This is a genomic window from Priestia sp. SIMBA_032, assembly GCF_046535215.1.
Classification (GTDB): Bacteria; Bacillota; Bacilli; order Bacillales; family Bacillaceae_H; genus Priestia; species Priestia aryabhattai.
Map to the genome: position 1 here is coordinate 764,743 of NZ_JAWRXD010000001.1, position 18,827 is coordinate 783,569.

19 protein-coding genes are annotated in these 18,827 nt (G+C 40.7%); 8 read left to right on the top strand and 11 right to left on the bottom strand.

The features are described from left to right. Positions 1–239 precede the first annotated feature (239 nt). The 3 genes from SB717_RS03795 to SB717_RS03805 all read left to right on the top strand — a co-directional run bounded on the left by SB717_RS03795 (position 240) and on the right by SB717_RS03805 (position 1,899). On the top strand, positions 240–755 hold the full coding sequence (locus tag SB717_RS03795) for a cupin domain-containing protein (RefSeq protein WP_410903269.1): 516 nt from the start codon (positions 240–242) through the stop codon (positions 753–755). Positions 756–908: 153 nt separating this feature from the next. Next, a complete protein-coding gene (locus SB717_RS03800) occupies positions 909–1,202 on the top strand; it encodes a DUF3231 family protein (RefSeq protein ID WP_410903270.1) in 294 nt (97 codons plus the stop codon). 1 nt (position 1,203) lies between these two features. Next, positions 1,204–1,899, top strand: coding sequence for a DUF3231 family protein (locus SB717_RS03805; protein WP_410903271.1), 696 nt, complete (start codon positions 1,204–1,206; stop codon positions 1,897–1,899). A 149-nt stretch (positions 1,900–2,048) separates the two neighbouring features. Here the strand turns inward: SB717_RS03805 and SB717_RS03810 are convergent, their stop codons facing one another. From SB717_RS03810 to SB717_RS03845, 8 genes are all read right to left on the bottom strand, one after another. Continuing rightward, the gene (locus SB717_RS03810; RefSeq protein ID WP_410903272.1) at positions 2,049–2,687 is read right to left on the bottom strand and encodes an SdpI family protein; all 639 of its coding nucleotides are present in this window, start codon (positions 2,685–2,687) and stop codon (positions 2,049–2,051) included. After that, positions 2,688–2,951 carry an autorepressor SdpR family transcription factor gene (locus SB717_RS03815; protein WP_074678772.1) on the bottom strand — a complete coding sequence of 88 codons (264 nt, stop codon included), beginning with the start codon at positions 2,949–2,951 and terminating at the stop codon, positions 2,688–2,690. Positions 2,952–3,055: 104 nt separating this feature from the next. After that, complete coding sequence (locus SB717_RS03820; protein ID WP_410903273.1) at positions 3,056–3,229, bottom strand: Fe3+ hydroxamate ABC transporter substrate-binding protein; 174 nt, start codon at positions 3,227–3,229, stop codon at positions 3,056–3,058. Positions 3,230–3,576: 347 nt separating this feature from the next. Next, entirely contained in the window at positions 3,577–6,606 is a 3,030-nt protein-coding gene (locus tag SB717_RS03825; protein ID WP_410903274.1) for an efflux RND transporter permease subunit, read from the bottom strand. A 330-nt stretch (positions 6,607–6,936) separates the two neighbouring features. After that, positions 6,937–8,274 (bottom strand): MFS transporter, encoded by a 1,338-nt coding sequence (locus SB717_RS03830; protein ID WP_410903275.1) that lies wholly within the window; start codon positions 8,272–8,274, stop codon positions 6,937–6,939. A gap of 130 nt (positions 8,275–8,404) precedes the next feature. Then, positions 8,405–9,811 carry a sodium:solute symporter family protein gene (locus SB717_RS03835; protein ID WP_176547825.1) on the bottom strand — a complete coding sequence of 469 codons (1,407 nt, stop codon included), beginning with the start codon at positions 9,809–9,811 and terminating at the stop codon, positions 8,405–8,407. Positions 9,812–9,874: 63 nt separating this feature from the next. After that, a complete protein-coding gene (locus SB717_RS03840) occupies positions 9,875–11,191 on the bottom strand; it encodes an aspartate aminotransferase family protein (RefSeq protein ID WP_410903276.1) in 1,317 nt (438 codons plus the stop codon). Between the two features lie 73 nt (positions 11,192–11,264). Then, positions 11,265–12,635: a sigma-54 interaction domain-containing protein gene (locus SB717_RS03845; RefSeq protein WP_236658119.1), complete on the bottom strand. Its 1,371-nt coding sequence runs from the start codon at positions 12,633–12,635 to the stop codon at positions 11,265–11,267. 190 nt (positions 12,636–12,825) lie between these two features. Between SB717_RS03845 and SB717_RS03850 the strand changes: the two genes are divergently transcribed. The 5 genes from SB717_RS03850 (at position 12,826) to SB717_RS03870 (ending at position 17,436) form a co-directional block, all read left to right on the top strand. Continuing rightward, positions 12,826–13,632, top strand: coding sequence for a MurR/RpiR family transcriptional regulator (locus tag SB717_RS03850; protein WP_098620640.1), 807 nt, complete (start codon positions 12,826–12,828; stop codon positions 13,630–13,632). A gap of 26 nt (positions 13,633–13,658) precedes the next feature. Continuing rightward, positions 13,659–14,486 carry a GNAT family N-acetyltransferase gene (locus SB717_RS03855; RefSeq protein ID WP_410903277.1) on the top strand — a complete coding sequence of 276 codons (828 nt, stop codon included), beginning with the start codon at positions 13,659–13,661 and terminating at the stop codon, positions 14,484–14,486. Beyond that, entirely contained in the window at positions 14,483–15,592 is a 1,110-nt protein-coding gene (menC, locus tag SB717_RS03860; RefSeq protein WP_410903278.1) for an o-succinylbenzoate synthase, read from the top strand. The genes SB717_RS03855 and menC overlap by 4 nt, the downstream gene beginning before the upstream one ends. A 75-nt stretch (positions 15,593–15,667) precedes the next feature. Then, positions 15,668–15,850: a hypothetical protein gene (locus SB717_RS03865; RefSeq protein WP_410903279.1), complete on the top strand. Its 183-nt coding sequence runs from the start codon at positions 15,668–15,670 to the stop codon at positions 15,848–15,850. A gap of 230 nt (positions 15,851–16,080) precedes the next feature. Beyond that, entirely contained in the window at positions 16,081–17,436 is a 1,356-nt protein-coding gene (locus SB717_RS03870; RefSeq protein ID WP_410903280.1) for an arsenic transporter, read from the top strand. Positions 17,437–17,964: 528 nt separating this feature from the next. On the opposite strand, the gene SB717_RS03875 is transcribed toward SB717_RS03870, so the two are convergent. The 3 genes from SB717_RS03875 to SB717_RS03885 all read right to left on the bottom strand — a co-directional run bounded on the left by SB717_RS03875 (position 17,965) and on the right by SB717_RS03885 (position 18,759). Continuing rightward, the gene (locus tag SB717_RS03875; protein WP_016766443.1) at positions 17,965–18,168 is read right to left on the bottom strand and encodes an IDEAL domain-containing protein; all 204 of its coding nucleotides are present in this window, start codon (positions 18,166–18,168) and stop codon (positions 17,965–17,967) included. Positions 18,169–18,217: 49 nt separating this feature from the next. Further along, positions 18,218–18,385 (bottom strand): Fur-regulated basic protein FbpA, encoded by a 168-nt coding sequence (locus SB717_RS03880; RefSeq protein WP_013082067.1) that lies wholly within the window; start codon positions 18,383–18,385, stop codon positions 18,218–18,220. A gap of 197 nt (positions 18,386–18,582) precedes the next feature. Then, positions 18,583–18,759, bottom strand: a complete 177-nt coding sequence (locus SB717_RS03885) for a hypothetical protein (protein WP_410903281.1) — start codon at positions 18,757–18,759, stop codon at positions 18,583–18,585. Positions 18,760–18,827 lie beyond the last annotated feature (68 nt).

The following is an 18,827-nucleotide window of genomic DNA, read 5'->3' on the forward strand; positions in this document are numbered from 1 at the left end:
TCCTTTTACATCTCACACATCATTTGTCCATTTAGGAATTCTATCTTTATGTTAGCATATTGGGTAGTTTTGGAAAATAGATAGAGGGAATTCTATTAAAAATTCATAACTAATAACAATAGAACTACAAAAAGATAATAAATGTAAATAAACGATTCTTTTTAACTATTATTTCACACACAAAACGTCTATATTAGTATACAATAATCTCAAAATATGTTTTTTAAGGAGATAAAAGGATGACAGCAACTCATAATCAGCTAACAAACGCTTTTCACCGTACACCACACGATCAAAACACATTTCATTTTCTTGATGAAAAAGTAACGCTTCTTGTATCAGGCGAAGACACAAACGGAGCTTACGCCGTAGCGCACGTAGTGAAACCAGCAAACCAAGGTCCCCCGCTTCACCTTCACGAACATGAAGACGAAACGTTTTACGTAAAGCGCGGATCGATGATTTTCTACGTAGGAGAAAAAATAATTGAAGCAAAAGCGGGAGATTATGTTTTTGCTCCTCGAGGTATTCAGCATCGCTTTGTGACCGGACCAGAAGAAACGGAATTCATCCTTACTGCTTCTCCTGCAGGCTTTGATTCATTCGTTAAAGAACTCGGTACTTCGGTTCCCGAAAATGCTCCGTTGCCGCAAGTCGGACCACCTACTGAAGAAGAAATTATCGGTTTAGTTACCGTCTCTAAAAAATACGGCATTACCTACCCTGAAATTGAAAAAGCACTGAATAAAAAATAAACCCTATACATAAAGATCTGCTCTTTGCCGGGCAGGTCTTTTTTCTATTTTATCCCTCTTCACTCATGGAATAATTTAACACACCCTTGTCCACACTATACTTATCTGTTTTTTATAAATACGTGCCATTTTTATAGATAGGAGGAAAGCCAATTGAACGCAGAAAGCAAGCGTTTGACTTCGCCTGAAATAACGAGTCTATGCGCGCAGTACTATCAGGATACGCTGGCGGCTTGCGTAGCAAAACACGTTCTTGCAACCGTAACGGATGCCGAGATTCGGTCGCTGTTTGCCTTTTCTCTGGAGTTATCGAAAAAGCATATTGAGCTGCTGACTGCCATTTTCATGCTGAACATTTTCCGCTGCCGAACGGATTTACAGATGAAGATGTGGACTTGCACACACCTCCGCTTTTACAGACTCGTTTTGGCTGAAGTATCTTCATGACATGACGATTCACGGCTTGGCAGGATACGGCATTTCATTTAGCGTGTCAGTTCGCCGAGATCTTCGAGATTATTATCATCAGTGCAATTTAGATGTGATGGAAGTATATAATCGGTCGCTCGACCTGCTTTTAGCAAAAAATCTTTATGTGCCGGCTCCTTATTTTTCAAACCCGAAAAAACAAGAGCCCATCACAGATTTGACTTACGCTCTTGATTTTGTCGGCAAGCAGCGCCTTTTAAACGCAACGGAAGGCGGGAATATTTATTTTAATTTACGAAAAAGCATGGCAACCAAAGCGCTTTTAATTGCCTTCAAACAAGTGAGTAAACGAAAAGACGTGCGGAAAGTCATGGAGACGGGGCTTGATGTGGCGCATAAGCATATTGAGCTTTACTCTTCCATCATGCATGAGGAAAACCTTCATACGCCTCCGCTTTTGGATAATGAAATCACAACGTCTACGCACGCACCTTTTTCAGAAAAGCTGATGACGTTTCATGCAGGCGCAATGTTTAAGGTGGCCATTACTTACTACGCAACAGCAATGACCACCAGCATGAGGCTTGATATTGTCGGGCACTGTGAAGCATGTATTTTACGAGACTTAAAAGTAGCGGGGCGCTGCAGCGAAGTGATGATTAAAAACGGATGGATTGAAAAGCCGCCTGAAGCAAGCGACCGTAAGCAAATGTAAGTTTTTCCATAGCAGCTCTTGACCTGAAACGCGTTTCATAATTTATGCTGTATTTATTCCCATCAGCCGGCGTGACACGAACGGTGGCGTTACGGCTGATATGTTATCCATAAAAAAATCCGGTATGTTCACCGGATTTTTTGGTATGCTTACATATCCATTTCTTTTTTATACGCCAAGTACGAATACAGATAAGGAACCGCCACGCACAGAACGATACTGCCCCACATGATAACTGACTTGTATCCATCAGGTAAAAAAGCGCTAATAAGAATTAGCAGTCCGCCGATAAAAAAGATCTTTCCAGATAAACGATGCGTCTTTTTCCATACGTTTTCATTGCTTAGCGTCCACGGTGTACGGATCCCCATAAAATAGTTAGAGCGCACGCGCTGCAAGTAGTTTCCGATAATGATAAAAACGAGGCCAGCCATAATCGGAGCAATGTACGCCATCGGCACGTTATAGCCAAGCCCCTGTAAAATAGTGCTCATATTTACAAAAAAGAATAATAGCAGTACGGCATTTAACAGGATGTTATACGTTTTTGAAAAGTACTTATAATTTTCTTTGCGCGGGTCAATTCGCGGAACAAATGCGATGATAAAATAAATAAGTACCATGATGCCTACCGTTAAGATCATTGCATTTATCTTCGTTGCAAATCCGTCTGCTTCTCCATTTGCTCCCCAGTGAATGGGCATCGTAGCTGGAAGATGCGGCAGTGCAATCAGCCAGGCAACTAGTGTTAAAAGAGTAATGCTTAAAGGAAATACGTGTTTTTTCATTTAACTCTCTCCTTTCTGAAAGCTGAAAAACCAGCCGATTAAATCTTGAAAAACGGTCGTATTTAATGAATAAATCACAAACTGCCCTCTTTTTTCATCTTGAACGAGGTCCGCTTGCTTCAAGATTTTCAAATGATTTGAGATGCTTGGTTTGGTCATATTAAAATACTCGGAAATTTCTCCTGGGGTTAAATCCCGCTCTTTTAGCAGCTCTAAAATCTTTCTGCGAGTGGGATCCGCTAAGGCTTTAAACGTTTCATTCAATTGAAGTTCATCTCCATCATATTTAAGTATTTAGATAATTATCTAAATATTAAACTATAAAGTATAATATGTCAATATTTTGAAAAGAGAACACTGCATTTGACTCATTTTTTTGTTTTTTCAAAGCAGTCCATGCATACACACTGCGCTTCTTGATGTAGAAAGGCTTTAATTTCGGTCATGCCTCTTTTACTTGGATACTTCATCCGCATCCATACTTCTTCATTCGGATGAATATCTTTTTGACAAACGGAACATCGCTCTTTTATTTGAAACATACTATCCCTCCATCTCTTTGTCTAACTATACGTTTTACTAGCCAAAAGGTTTCATAAAAAAGAGGCTGGGACGTAACCAAATCAATTCTAGCTAAAGACGAATAAATGGGAGGAATGAGCTGAACCGCTTGTGATTTCCATGCAAGACTTCGCATTCCGCGGGCGGCCGGAGAGACTCCTCGTCGCTTGCCCTCCAATCACCAGCTAGAAGCAACTAGAGACATGAAACCTGCGTTCATTCTGCTAATAAAAAAATCCGAACGAGTCGGATTCTCTCTCAAGAATCTCAATTCATCGTTCGGATCTTCCTTCAACTAAAATAATTATGCCCTAGCTCCTTTTAAACATTATAGCGGCGTTACGTCTTCCTGCTGTCTTTGCTGTATTCTTTGCTTTTTCGATTTTCTAAAATGAAGCAGTTCATATACAACCGGAATGACTACAAGCGTAAGAAGAGTCGCAACGGCTAATCCTCCGATTACAACGACTGCAAGACTTTGAGAAACGAGGCTTCCGCTTTCGCTTTGTTTAAATAAAAGCGGCAGCATCGCACAAATCGTAGCAGCAGACGTCATAACAATTGGACGCATACGCGTAGCGGCTGCTTCCACAATGGCATCGCGCATAATCATTTTCTTTTCATTTTGCTTCACGCGGTCTAATAGTACAATGGCGTTGGTTACAACAATACCAATCAGCATCAGTGCTCCAAGTAAAGCCGTTACGTCTACTGGAATACGGCTGATTAATAAACCTAACACGGCACCAATCGCTGCAAGCGGAAGCGAAAATAAAATCGCAAACGGTGTGCGGATTGTTTTGAACGTAATCACCATTATTAAGAACACAATGCCAATCGACACAAGCATTGTAATGAACAAATCAGAGAAATCTTCTCCTTGTTGCGTGCTTGCTCCTCCAATTACAACGTCAACATCTTTTGAAATCGACAGTCCTTTACTCTTACCGTTTCCAAAAATGGTTGTTTGAATGTCTTTATTAATCTCTGAAAGCTTTTCTGGATTGACATCTGCTGTTACTTGAATATATGGGTCTCCATTTTTATGAAACTGATTGGTTGGCTTTTCAGCTTGCGTTAGTGAAGCCACTTTTGAAACAGGTGACGGTCCTGTCTCTGTCATAATAGAAATATCTTTTAACTCTTTTGGTGACGTTGGATTTAAGACAGATTCAAGAAGTACGTTTGCTTGTTTTCCTTCTAAATCTATCGCTCCAATCGGCGTTTTGTTCAGCATAACGCCAAGCTGCTGCGCTACTTGCTGCGTATTCGCTTTTGTTGGATCTACGTCTAGAGAGTAAATCGTTTTCTTTTCGTCTTGGTTCGTAGAAACTTTGTCTACTCCTTTTATATCGCTGATTTCTTTCTTAATGCTGCTTGCCGTTTTTTCTAACTTGTTCATGTCGTTTCCAATCACATCAACGGTAATGGAAGTAGTGGAAGCTCCCATTAATGAAGCAGCACTGACGCTAAGATCTCCTCCGTCATAGAGTTTCTTTTGATTTTGGATTCGTTTCATTAGCGAATCCGTATTTCCACTGTCTTTTACGATAATCGTATACGTAGCTTCAGTAGGCGAACCAACGTCTCCCCACTTGGCTCCTTCGTCCGTATTACCAAGCTGCATGTATACCTCTTTTACTTCTTTTTGAGCTAAAATATAGCGTTCAAGCTGCAGTGATTTTTCTTCTACGGTTTTAATTGGCGTATTATTTGGATAGCTTAACGTTGTGCCTACAAAGTCAGACGAAGAGTTATCCACCGCTCCTTTAGGCATTATTGTGTACGCGCCAATAGATCCGACAAATAAAAGCAGTGAAAGCAGCAGCACAACCCATTTATGATTAAGCGACCACGTAATGACCTTTGTAAAACGAACCGGCTGCTTGTGCTTGCGAAGTTTTTCGTTTTTTAATAATCCCGCGCTCATTAACGGTACAACCGTAAGTGCCACAATTAATGAAGAAAGCAGCGAATACGTCAGCGTTAGAGCAAATGGAAGCATAAAGTCCTGAAGTCCTCCGTTTACAAGGCCGATCGGTAAAAAGACAGCGACTGTCGTTAACGTAGAAGCGGTAATAGCAGAGCCTACTTCTTTTGTGGCATCAATAATTAAGCCAAGCGAAAACTCTTCTTTTTGCATTTTCCGGAAGATGTTTTCAATCACAACGATACTATCATCTACCAATCTTCCAATTGCTACCGCTACTCCTCCAAGCGTTAAAATATTAAGCGTGACGCCTGATTTAGACAGTAAGAACAGCGTAAAGCAAAGCGATAGCGGAATGGATACAATCGTGATAAACGTAGAGCGAACGCTGCGTAAAAACAGCATGATGACAATGGTCGCAAAAAGTGCGCCTAGCAACACTTCTTTCATCATTGAATGAACAGAGTTTTGTACGCTGTCTCCCGTTGCAAAAAATACAGAAGCATTCACATTGTTATAGTCTTTGCTGATTTGCTGAGACAGTTTTTTTACTTCTTTTGTAATGCTAACGGCGTTTGAGTGACTGTCTTTTGTCACAATAAGTAAAAGTGCATCTTTTCCGTTAATATGCGTCACGATGCCTTCAGGCTTTTTCACTTCTACTTTTGCAAGGTCGCCTAGCATTACATCCGGTGCAACCGGCAGCTTTTTCACTTTGTCCAAGCTGTCAATTTTACCTGTTACATTAATGTTGCTCGACTTGTTATTAATGACTTTTTCTCCAACTGCAAGCGACGCGTTTTTTCCTTCTAACACGCTGATGACTTTATCAATCGTCACGTTCTTTTGTGACAATTTTTTATTGTCAACTTTAATAGACACATAGGAATCCGCTGTTCCATACGTTTGAACACTCGCAATGCCTTTAACGTCTTTATATTTAGGGATCAGTTTTTTCTCTGCAAGATCCAGATTGTCTCTTGTTAATCCTTCTTTAAATGTGAGTGAAATATCTGCGATGGGAATCATAGAGGTGTTTAATTGAATAACATTAGGTTTTGATACATTGGCTGGAAGCTGCACGGAAGAAAGCGCTTCTTGGACGTTTGTTTTTGCTTCTTTCATATCCGTTTTGGATTCAAATAAAATATCGATTTTCGAATAGCCGTCTCCCGTTGTCGAATACACGTTGCTTTTTCCTTTAACACCGGCGACCGCTTCTTCAATCGGTGACGTCACTTGTTTTTCCATGGAGTCTGCATCCGTTCCTTGCCCCATAACTACTACTGACACCTGAGGCTGATCAGCCGTCGGCAGGAACTCCATCGGAAGTGTAAAATAACTAATGACTCCTAAAGCTAAAATTAAAATAGACATAATGGTGATAGCCGCTTTGTTTTTAAACGACCATTTGGTGAGCCATGACATGAAATTTCCCCTTTCACTTTTTCGTACGAACTCAGTCAAACATTTCTAAAATATGCTAAATAACTACTAAATTATACCTAATGTTCCTTACCATTTAAAGACTTATTTTTGTAAAAAGTCCCATTATTTGAACAAAATTGTTTATGTATATGCGTTTGGTTATATAATCAGTCCCTTTACACCACAAAAAAAGACGCCGATACCCGGCGTCCCACATGTAGTAAGTGAAAGAAGAAGAAGAATATGCCTACGATTTCTCAGGCAATTCTATGACCTTACTGTGTCTTTTCCCGTTTTTTTATAAAATAAACATATTTAGCATAAATCCCCTTAACTAGCAGCTCGATTGTGCTTTGCTTCCGTATCGTTTTGAATTTTTAACGACGTTAATAACGCCACGATGCTTCCGGCAAAGCCAAATAAAAACAAGTGATGAATGCCTGCCATAAAGCTTTCGCCTGAAGTCAGCAAAGCACCCATGATGGTAACGCCGATTGCTGTTCCCATGTTTCTGCAAAACATAAAAAATGACGTTGAAATACCTCTTTCATGTCCTCCTACTAATTGCTGTACACCAATGACGCCAACCGTAGACAGCAGTCCGAACGATAGTCCTTGTACAATCATGACGCAAAACACATAAAAGAAGCCGTGACTTTCATTTAGCATGAGCAGGAGTGTTCCTGAGCCAACCAGCAGCACATTCCCGATTAACAGCAGCTTTCTGTAGCCGTGTTTTAAAATCCATTTACCTGCAGGAACGGACACAGACATCCAGCCGACCGCTGTTCCTAACAGCGCTACTCCGCTCATAAACAGTGACAAATGCGCTACTCGCTGCAAAAATAACGGAATGTAGCTCGACGTGCCGAATAAAGCTACTGTTCCAATAAACGCATTGATATTAATCCATGACAGCGTTTTGTTTTGGAACATAGACAGCGGTACAATCGGAGAAGCATGTTTTCGTTCATGGAGATAAAAAATCACTAATAAAATAAGTCCAGCGACTGTATACACGACGCGGTTTTGTTCCACTACCGTAACGAGCAGCAGTGACGTAACACCCGCTCCAAACAAAATGGCACCGATGTAATCGACTTTTGCTCTTTTCGGCTCATAGCTTTCTTGATACGGCATTAACGCTAGAAACGACACGATACATACCGGTAAATTAATAAAGAAAATCCATCTCCACGTTAAATAATCCACAAAAAAAGCGCCTAAAAGCGGAGCCAACACAGCTGATAATCCCCACATTGTTGTAAACAGCGCCTGAATTTTCCCTCGCTTCTCGACGGGAAATAAGTCTCCGGCAATAATAGCGGGAAACGCCACCATAAATCCGGCTCCTATTCCTTGAACGGCACGGAAAAGAACAAGCTGAACCATCGTATTCGCCACGCCGCAAAGCATCGAACCAATTAAAAAAGCAATGATTCCAAACCCAAATACTTTTTTGCGGCCAAATAAATCCGATAATCTTCCCGCTACCGGAGATAAAATCGTACTTGCAATCATGTACGAAGCAAACGACCACGCGTACAAATCAAATCTTCCAAGCTCTTTTGCAATAACGGGCATCGTCGTATTCATAATCGTTGAATCAAGCGAAGCCACTAGCATTGCCAGAACAATACTAACCATTACGGACGTTCTGCTTTTCATTTAACAATCTCCTTATCTCTATAATCTGAGCGTCTAGTTTACTCCTCCTTGCCGTTTGTTGTCTATATTTATGCACACAAAATGCTAAAAAGCTTCTCACTTTACTATGAGAAGCTTTTTACCTGCTTATTCACATATCTTCTTGAACCTTTTCTTGGTCAGATAGTTCCTTGTTTCGTGCCATAACCGCAAACCCTGCCATTACAATGATACTGCTTGAAATACCATATAAAATTGGAGTGGTAGAAGAAAGCCCTTCAATCAATAGACCTCCAAGTACCACTAGCGTACTGACAACAATCGCTGAAACTCCGGCTTTTGGATGAATGTCTTTCCAAAACAGCGACACAACAAACGGAACAAAAATCGCTCCTGATAAAATAGCATACGCAACGTCGAGAGCGACAAGCACGTCTTGAATCCAAAGAGCAAATACAATAGCAAGGACGCCGACAATAAGCGTATTAACGCGGGTTAAAATTAAATAATTTTTCTCTGAAATATTTTTAAGCCACACTTTTTTAATAATATCGTTACTAATCAGCGTAGAAGACGCAAGCAGCGTTCCTGAAGCAGTTGACATCAGCGCCGAACAAACACCTGCTAGTACTAAGCCCAATAACCCTTGAGGCAGGATCTGAACTGCAAGCGTCGCAAAAATACTTTGACTGCTTTCTGCATTCGGCAGCAGCAAATACGCACACATCCCAATGACACTTCCCGCAATCGCGTAGGCAATGCTGTACACCCCTGCAAAAATGGAGCCGTTTCGCGCAATTTTTTCTGTTCGCGCCGTAAATACTCGCTGCCAAATATCTTGAGAAACTGCCATACCAAGCGTATACAAGAGGAAATACTGAAAGATTTGACCGTATCCAATCGATGAAAAATCAAAATAAGATGATGGCAAATCTCCGGTAAGGGCTTTAAAACCTCCTGCTTCTGATACGCTCATTGGAAGCATAAATCCAAAAATCGCCACCGTCATCACAACAAATTGAATAATATCAGTAACCGTTACGCTCCACATTCCGCCTAAAATCGTATAGAACAAAACAATCGAACCGCCAATTAGCATCGAGGCGGTCATATTCCATCCAAGCAACGCATGAATGATCGTTCCCATTCCAATCACTTGAGTGACTGATACCATAAGTGTATAAATCGCGGCAACAACAGCGCTGATAATTTGCGCTTGTGCGTTATATCTTTTTCCTAGCAGTTCGCTGATAGTAGTCACTTTCAAAGACGAAATCCGCTTAATAAAAATCGTGCCAAGCGTAATGATTCCAAGTCCAATCATCGTCACAAACCAAATGCCAGACAGCCCGTGCTCATAGCCAAGCTGAGCGGTTCCAATCGTCGACGCTCCGCCTAAAATAACGGCAGACAAACACCCTAAATACATGAACATCCCTAAGTTTCGTCCGGCTAAAATAAAATCTTCTGATGACTTTGCTTTTAACGAGCCAATAATACCAGCTACAACCAATACGCCAAAATAGACAAACATAACCGTCATATCCAGTCCGTTCATAACAGATTCCTCCTTATTATGGGTCAATCTATCTTTCATTGAAACAAAGAGCTTTCTAAAGCTTTAGATCACGTGAAGACTTGTGATTTCTGTTAATGCTTCGTCTAACACGCGAAGCCCGGCATCAATTTCTTCTTTTGTAATCGTTAAAGGAGGAATCATTCGAATCACTTCTCCGCTATTTCCGCAAAGGTAAAACAGCACCCCTTTTTCCAAACATTTGTCTAAAATCTCAAGAAGAAGATTTCCGTCACCTTGCTTTGTTTTTGGATTAATAATTTCAATTCCAATCATTAGTCCTACTGAACGAATGCTTCCGATAACTTCATGCTTCGCTTTCAAATGCTGAAGCTGAGCCGCTGCATAATTCCCCATTGCTTTTGAGTTTTCAATCAGCTTTTCTTCTTTTAATACGTCGAGCGTCGCAAGTGCTGCTGAACAAGCAATGGGATTGCCTCCAAAAGTTGTTCCATGTGTACCAATCGGCCACTTTTCCATTAGCTGTTTGGAAGCTACGGTAGCACTTAACGGAAGTCCTGATGCTATGCCTTTTGCGATTGCCATAATGTCGGGCGTCACGTCAAACGTTTGAGCTGCAAACCACTCGCCGGTGCGTCCAAAGCCAGTTTGCACTTCGTCAAAAATAAGCAGAATTCCGTGTCTGTCACACACTTCTCTTATTTTTTGCAGCCACGCTTTCGGAGGGATCACGTAACCGCCTTCTCCAAGAACTGGTTCTACAATCATGCACGCTACTTCTTCCGGTGTGACTTGATGCTTAAACAAAGTGGCAAAATCTCTTTCCAGCTTTTCCACGCAGTAGATTTCCGGATCTTCTCCTTTTGGACACTGAGTCACGTCTGCATAAGGCACTTGATACGTTAAGCCCGATGGCTGAAGAAATTTCCGGTATTTACTTTTTGATGTCGTCACACTAAGCGCTCCGAGAGAACGGCCGTGAAAGCAGCCCGTAAACGAAACCGTATAAGGTCTTTGCGTAACGTACTTTGCCAGTTTTAACGCTCCTTCAATTGCTTCGGTTCCGCTGTTGGCAAAGAAAAAGCAGTCCAATCCTCTTGGCAATACTGTTTTTAATTCTTCAGCAAGCTGTAAAATAGATTCGTACATAATTACACCCGACGGGCCGTGCATAAGATGATCAACGCTATTCTTAATCGCTTGTACAACTTTAGGGTGACGATGACCTGTGTTCGCTGTTGCAATACCTGATGTAAAATCTAAATACGTTTTTCCGTCTGCTCCGTAGTAGTAGCAGCCTTCTGCTTTTACCACGGGTAAATTAGGGTGATCTTTGGCCATGCTTGGTGCTAGTAAATCCGGTAAACTGTTCATTAACTGTGTAAGTGATGCCTGCGTCATCTGACTTCCTCCTCGCAATCTATCAAGTAATGTGTTTGTACTTGTTTTACATGCAAAGAGCGTGCCAAAGACGTTAAAAAACGGAATGTTTTTTTAATTTTCTAACAACCGAAGGCTGACTGATTCCAAGTGCTTCACCTATTTCTGTTGTCGTTTTATACTGTTTTTTTGCTTTTACTAATATCTCTTTTTCCAGCTCGTTTAACGCGTCATTAAGCTTCATTTCACCATGTTCTTCAACGTGCTGAATCCGTTTTTTTCTATGCAAAGAATGCGGCAAATGCTCCATTGTAATCAGCGTTTGCGAAGACACAACCACGGCGTGTTCAATCACATTGATTAACTCTCGTACGTTTCCTTTCCACTCATGCGCAAGCAGTGCGTGAATAACCGCATTATCAAACGTTCTTTTTCGGTTGTATTTCTTTTCAAACTGCTCGGCAAAATGTGTGAGCAGCGGAAAAATATCTTCAGGGCGCTCGTTCAAAGATGGAATGGTAATCGGTACAACGCTTAAACGAAAATATAAATCTTCTCGAAATTCTTTTTCAGCGACGGCTTTTTCTAAATCTTTGTTCGTCGCTGCAATTAAGCGGAAGTCCACGGTTTTAGGCTTTCTTCCTCCAACGGAATAAAACTGTTTTTCTTGAATGAGCTTTAAAATTTTCACTTGATGCGCCGGTGACAGTTCTCCCACTTCATCTAAAAAAAGCGTACCTCCATCTGCTAATTCGACCAGTCCCACTTTTCCATTTTTAGATGCACCGGTAAAAGCACCCGCTTCATAGCCAAACAGTTCAGCCTCAAATAAGTGATCTGGAATTGCCCCGCAGTTCACTTCAATAAACGGCCCTTTGCTTCTTGTACTTTTGTTATGTATCAGCTTGGCTAAGTGCGTTTTTCCTACTCCGGACTGCCCTAAAAGTAAAATATTTACGTCTACGTTCGAAACGTGAACAGCCGTACGAAGAACGTGCTGCATCTTTTCGCTGTTGCATACAATTCCTTCTGTTGATAGATTTTGGTTCCGCAGCAGCATAAGCTCGCTCTTTACGCGCTGCATTTCGCCTTCCATCGCATCAAGATATGTTTTCATTTCCATAAGCTCCGTCACATCATGAGAATAGCTGACGATTCTTTTAATCTCTCCTTTTTCATCTTTGACCGGAATGCCCGTGACCAGTACCTGCTTGCCTTGTTTAGTTGTTTGTACAAGCGTAATTTTCTTCTTTGTTTCAAGCACAATTGGGGTAACGATTGGGGTAAACAACCCTTGTTTTTCAAGTTCATAAACGGATTTCCCCAGCAGTTTTTCAGCTTTTACATCGTAAATATTTCCCGTTCCTTCATGTATTCGGACAATGATGCCTTTTTCATCCGTCACAAGCAAATCATCTTTTAATGAGTGAAGGATCCACTGATTTTCGTTCCACTCTGAATTCATGTATACTCCCCGCTTTCTATTCATTTTTGAATAAAATACAATTCGTTTTTGAATAATGGCATTTATTTTTGAATAATCAATTTATTATATCACGAAGGCTTCTTTTTATTTTGAAACAGCAATTGAAATGAAGTTAAAAATGCATTAATATATTTTTATGAAGTTATAACTTCTTTTTTTAGGAGGCTATATGAATCCATCATTTCAAGAATTAATTAAACATAAATTCCCTGACCTTTCTCGCGGTCAAAAAAAAGTGGCGGAGTTTCTCGTCAATTTTATGGAAAAAGGCTCGCTGTACACGGCTGGACAAATTGGCAAAGAAGCAGGTGTCAGTGAAACAACCGTTATTCGTCTAGCTTACGCACTTGGGTTAAATGGTTTTTCCGATTTGCAGGAGCTAATGCGAAAAGAATGGCTTTCTTCTGCCGAATCAAAAGAAGCAGCTAACAAGCCTGCAGCTGATTCGGTAGCGGAAGAAAAGAAAATTTTCGATGAATGGCTTTCTCCTGTTGACGAAAAGGAATTATCTCAAGCTGTAGATGCGCTTATCAAAAGTGATCAAGTGTATATCGCAGGTTTCCGCGAATCTCATACGGCAGCCTACTGGCTGTATTATAAAATGAATCAGCTTCGCAATCATGTTCTTTTATCTTTTCCAACTGGATTTTTGCTTGAAACGCTATGCAATCTCACAAGCGCATCAACGGTTGTTGTATTTTCACTGCCGCGCTATACAAAAGAAGCGCTCGAAGTAGCTCAGCAGGCTAAAAAACAAGGAGCGAAAGTAATTGCCATTACAGACCGAAGGCTGTCTCCGGTAGGCCAAGTCGCTGATATCACACTTTTAGCCGGAACAACCGAACATATTTTATCGCTTCTTGCCCTATCTCAAATTATCATTAGCAGCATGCAAAAAAGAGATGAAAAAACGGCTGGAAAACGACAAGAACACTTGGAAAAGCTCTATGCCGAGCAAGGCATCTTTTTAGAATAAATGATCAAAAGAAAGGAAGTAAACATATGACTGAAGCTTTAACGATTCGTTCACTTACAACAACCGCTGAACTAGAAGACGTACGCGCATTAGAAAGCCGCGTCTGGGGAGAAGAAGAAGCAACGCCAGTTCATCAAACCTTAACCGCTGTTAAAAACGGAGGTCTTGTTCTCGGCGCCTTTCTAGATGAAAAGCTGATTGGCTTTCAATATAGTTTTCCAGGGTTTGACGGAAATTGCGTCTATTTATGTTCTCATATACTAGCAGTTGACTCTGCCTATCGCAGCATGGGTATTGGTGCCAAGCTTAAGCATGCACAGCGCCAGGAAAGTAAAAAAAAGGGTTATTCATATATTAGCTGGACGTACGATCCTCTAGAAAGCGCCAACGGGTATTTAAATATCGGAAAGCTTGGAGCCGTTTGTTCTACGTATATTGAAAACTGCTACGGAGACATGAACGATCCGTTAAATGCTGACTTGCCTTCTGATCGATTCGTTGTGGAATGGGCATCCACAGAAGATACAAAACGAGCTCAGCCTCTTTACACGCCAGATCAAATAATGGACGCATCACTCATTCAATGGACGTTAACGGATCAAGGGTTTCCTTCTGTTACAGATATTGATGAAAGATGTTTGGATCATAACATCGTGTCTGTAGCTATTCCGTCTGCGTTTCAGCAAATGAAAGAAGTCTCTCCTTCTCTGGCATTAGACTGGCGTATGCGTACAAGACGCGTATTTCAAACGTGTTTTGCAAAAGGATTCCAAGTAACAGACTTCATGAAGTATCCAGAAAGCAGCGCACCCGTTCATTTTTATATTTTAACGAAAAAAGAGGTGCAAAAATGAAGATAAAACATGTCATTTTACGGCATTTAAAAATGGATTTACTTCATCCGTTTACCACAAGCCTTGGGAAAGAAGTGGATCGAGATTTTATTTTAGTTGAAATTCAAGACGAAGACGGACGATCCGGCTGGGCTGAATCCGTAGCGTGCGCGGACCCTTTTTATAAAGAAGAAACGCTCAAAACAAACTGGCACATCATGGAGGACTTTTTAATTCCTTTGCTTCAACAGAAAGAAATTCAGCATCCTGACGAAGTATCTCAACGCTTTGCCCATATTCGCGGCAATTACATGGCAAAAGCGGCGTTAGAAGGCGCTGTTTGGGATTTGTATGCGCGCAGGCAAAACCTCTCTCTATCTAAAGCGCTAGGAGGCAGTAAAAGTCAAATTGAAGTTGGTCTCAGCGTTGGCATTCAGCCTACAATTGACGAAACGCTTCGAAAAATTGAAGCCGGCTTGAATGAAGGATATAAGCGGATAAAAATTAAAATTAAGCCAGGCTGGGATCTTAACTTGACGCGTGCCGTTCGAAACGAGTTCCCTTCTACTCCACTGATGGTTGATGCAAACTCTGCTTATACGCTTGCAGATACTGATTACCTTGCTCAGCTTGATGAGTTTGATTTAATGATGATTGAACAGCCGTTGGCTCATGATGATTTAATTGATCACGCTGAACTGCAGGCCCGCATGCGCACGCCCATTTGCTTAGATGAAAGCATTCATTCAGCTGAAGACGTTCGAAAAGCTATTAAACTTGGAAGCACACAAATTATTAACATTAAAATTGGACGAGTAGGCGGACTAACAGAAGCCAAAAAAATTCATGACCTTTGTCAAACTCACGGTGTGCCCGTATGGTGCGGCGGCATGCTGGAATCAGGTATCGGACGAGCACATAATATTGCCATTACCACACTTGCCAATTTTACGCTTCCCGGAGATACAGCCGCATCCTCTAAATACTGGCCGCGTGATATCGTTCATCCGGAAATCACAGTCGACAACGGTATTATTTCCGTTCCTGATACACCGGGAATTGGCTATGAACCTGATTACGATCAGATACAAGCGCTAACTTTACACGAAAAAACCTATACTTGCTAATCTTAAACAGGCTGGAACAAAAGTATGTTAGTTAAAGGAAGGATCCGAACGGTAAACCGTTCGGATCTTTTCATTGTGATGATAAACGTGAACGTAGGTTTCATGTATGTAATGGCTTCTAGCTGTGGATTGAAGGGCAAGACGAAGACTCCTGCGGGAAAAGCGGAAGGGATGAGCCCCGAGGAGCGTATGCGACGAGGAGGCTCATCGACCGCCCGCAGAAAGCGAAATCTTGCACGGAAATCCACAGCGGCGTAACAAGCAATCCTACTAGCTCATTTATCACATTTGTTCGTCTTTAGATTGGATTGATCTAGTCTTTTTGTAGGCTCCTCTCCCGAGATGATACGTGCCTTGGCAAGATAAACAAACATATTAACAAAAATGGTCTTATGCACAATCCTTCTAGTAATAAATGAATATAAATAGAGTGTAAGGGACATGCAAGGGTATATTCATTACAAATTTTAGAAGAAAGGAGCATACTGATGAATATTGAAATTGGAATTGCCATTTTCGTGTTTACAATGACAATGCTCGTCATTTTTTGGAGGCCAAACGGCATCAACGAAGCATGGCCGGCAGCCATAGGAGCAGCCATTATCCTGCTTACAGGGATTGTATCCAAATCAGACATTGTTGATATTTTCGGAAAGATAAGCGGCGCTTCTATCACCATTATTGCCACCATTGTCATGGCCGTCATATTAGAAAGTTTCGGATTCTTCCACTGGGCAGCTGCACGATTAGTGAGTTTATCCAAAGGCTCAGGGTACCGGTTATATTGGTACATTCAACTGCTTTGCTTTTTAATGACTTTACTATTTAATAATGACGGCAGTATTTTAATTACCACTCCAATTTTGATTCTACTTTTGAAAAATCTTCAGCTAAAACCCCACCAGCAGATCCCCTACCTTTTAAGTGGAGCGCTTATTGCTACCGCTTCCAGCGCGCCTATAGGTGTAAGTAATATTGTCAATTTGATTGCCTTAAAAATTGTTCATATGTCGCTTTATATGCACACGGCGATGATGTTTGTACCGGCGACACTTGGTTTATTATTTATGTCTTGGCTCATGTATACGGTTGTAAAACGCCATTTACCAAAAAAACTGCCGCATGCTTCAAAAGATATAGAAGAAAGTTTCTTTACGAAACAGTTTCACCCCTTAAAAGGAAGCATTTCTGTTGAAACAAAACGTAAACGCACACAATTTATGCTGAAAGTTTTATTGTTTGTGTTTGTTATGCGCTGTCTCCTATTTGTCGCCTCTTATTTCGGCATACCAATCGAATTGGTTTCCGTACTGGGCTCACTGATCTTACTTATTTGGAGATGGTATCATTTACGTACAAACCCGATTGATATTTTAAAGAAAACGCCGTGGCACATTTTCGTTTTTGCATTTTCGATGTACGTTATTATTTACGGACTGCATAACGTAGGGTTGACGGAGCTACTTGTAAAAGTTTGCGAACCAATTGTAAATCGAGGGCTTTTTGAAGCAAGCTTTATCATGGGAGGGCTTGTTTCCATTCTCTCTAACTTGTTTAACAATCACCCCGCCCTAATGGTCGGAACCATTACCTTAACTGAAATGGGGCTCGATCCTATTACTCTTAAAACCATTTATCTTGCTAATATTATTGGAAGTGACATGGGCTCGCTTTTATTGCCGATTGGAACACTGGCTTCTCTTATTTGGATGCATATTTTGAAAGAAAATCATATCAAGGTAAAATGGAAAGATTATTTAAAAGTATCACTTATTGTTATCCCGCTTACCACCATCGTTACTCTTTTCCTCTTATTCTACTGGGTTCAGCTCATTTTTTCTTAATACTGATTTACAGGACGGATTGTACTCTTTTGAAGCTTACAGTCCGTCAGGCATGAACGAAATTCTTATATAGGAATTTCGTTTCATATGATAAGTCCATATAGCTTCTATAACACAGCTGCAGTCTACTAACAGAAGCTATTTCTTAATTATTTCGAACAATTCAAAAAGAAAATCAATAAAAATATTGAATCACATTTCAATCATATGATAAGATATAGTTATATTGTTATTTTAACAATACATAGAGTGAATGAATTAGAAAATATGCAGATGCATAGAACTTTCTAAACCCCACACGCACCACTTAGAAAGTGACATTCATTTTCTCAGTAACACCCATACCTTTCTGAAAAGAGTGAGTACATTAGACTTGCTCTTTTTGTCTGTTTACTAGCAAGGTGCACTTCTTATGTAAGGTCTTGTTTTGCAATAAGACGACAAAAAAACAGGTAACTAAGCATGCCGCTTCTTACCTGTTTTTATATGCTAAAATGATAAAATCAAATTCTATCGCGCGAACGCTCTTTACGAAATTGATTTTAATTCTTCAATTAATTGAAAAAATTTCTCTTTGTTTCTTTCTTCTAATGTTTGATCGACTTCACGTAAAATTTGATCTCTTCTAAAATCTCGGATAGCCTTATTTAATACCATTTTAGCAAATATAGAATCGAGGATATCCATACGGATGGGCTGCGAGTCTGTCGGGTGCTTTTCGATATAAATCAACTCCTATCCTTTCCTCTATTATAACAAATTCTAGCAATGTATCAAAATTTCATGGGGATATGCGCTGCTGTGCCACAGCTTCATATTCTGATTCTAGTTCTTGAAGCGTAAGCTCGTATAGCTGCTTGTTTCCTTTTTTATAAACCCCTGCATCCAGCAATAAATCAATCATTGATGTTTTTTTACATTGTATGTGAGAGTAAGCTTGTTTTGTCATCGTTACACCGCCTATTTTACACTTAAAAATGAAATGATTTCTCTATCTTTCACGACCTTTTTTTATCATACAGCCCGTCCTTTAGCTTACTGTGAAGAAAATGTTAAATTTATGTAATAATGCATAAAAAGAGGACGGGACATAACTAAATGAATCCAACCTAAAGACGAACAAATGAGATACATGAGCTGAACCGCTTATGACACCGCCGTTGATTTCCATGCAAGGCTTCGCTTTTCTCGGGCGGGCGCTGAGCCTCCTCGTCGCTTGCACTCCTGCGGGGTCTCATCTGTCACGTTTTTCCCACAGGAGTCTTCGCCCTTCCCTTCAATCAACAGCCGGAAGGACGAAACAGATGAAGCTGTATTCAGCATAAAAAAAACGAACCACTCATCAAACTAGTTGATCAATGGTTCGTTTTTCGCTTGGGCTAAAATACTTT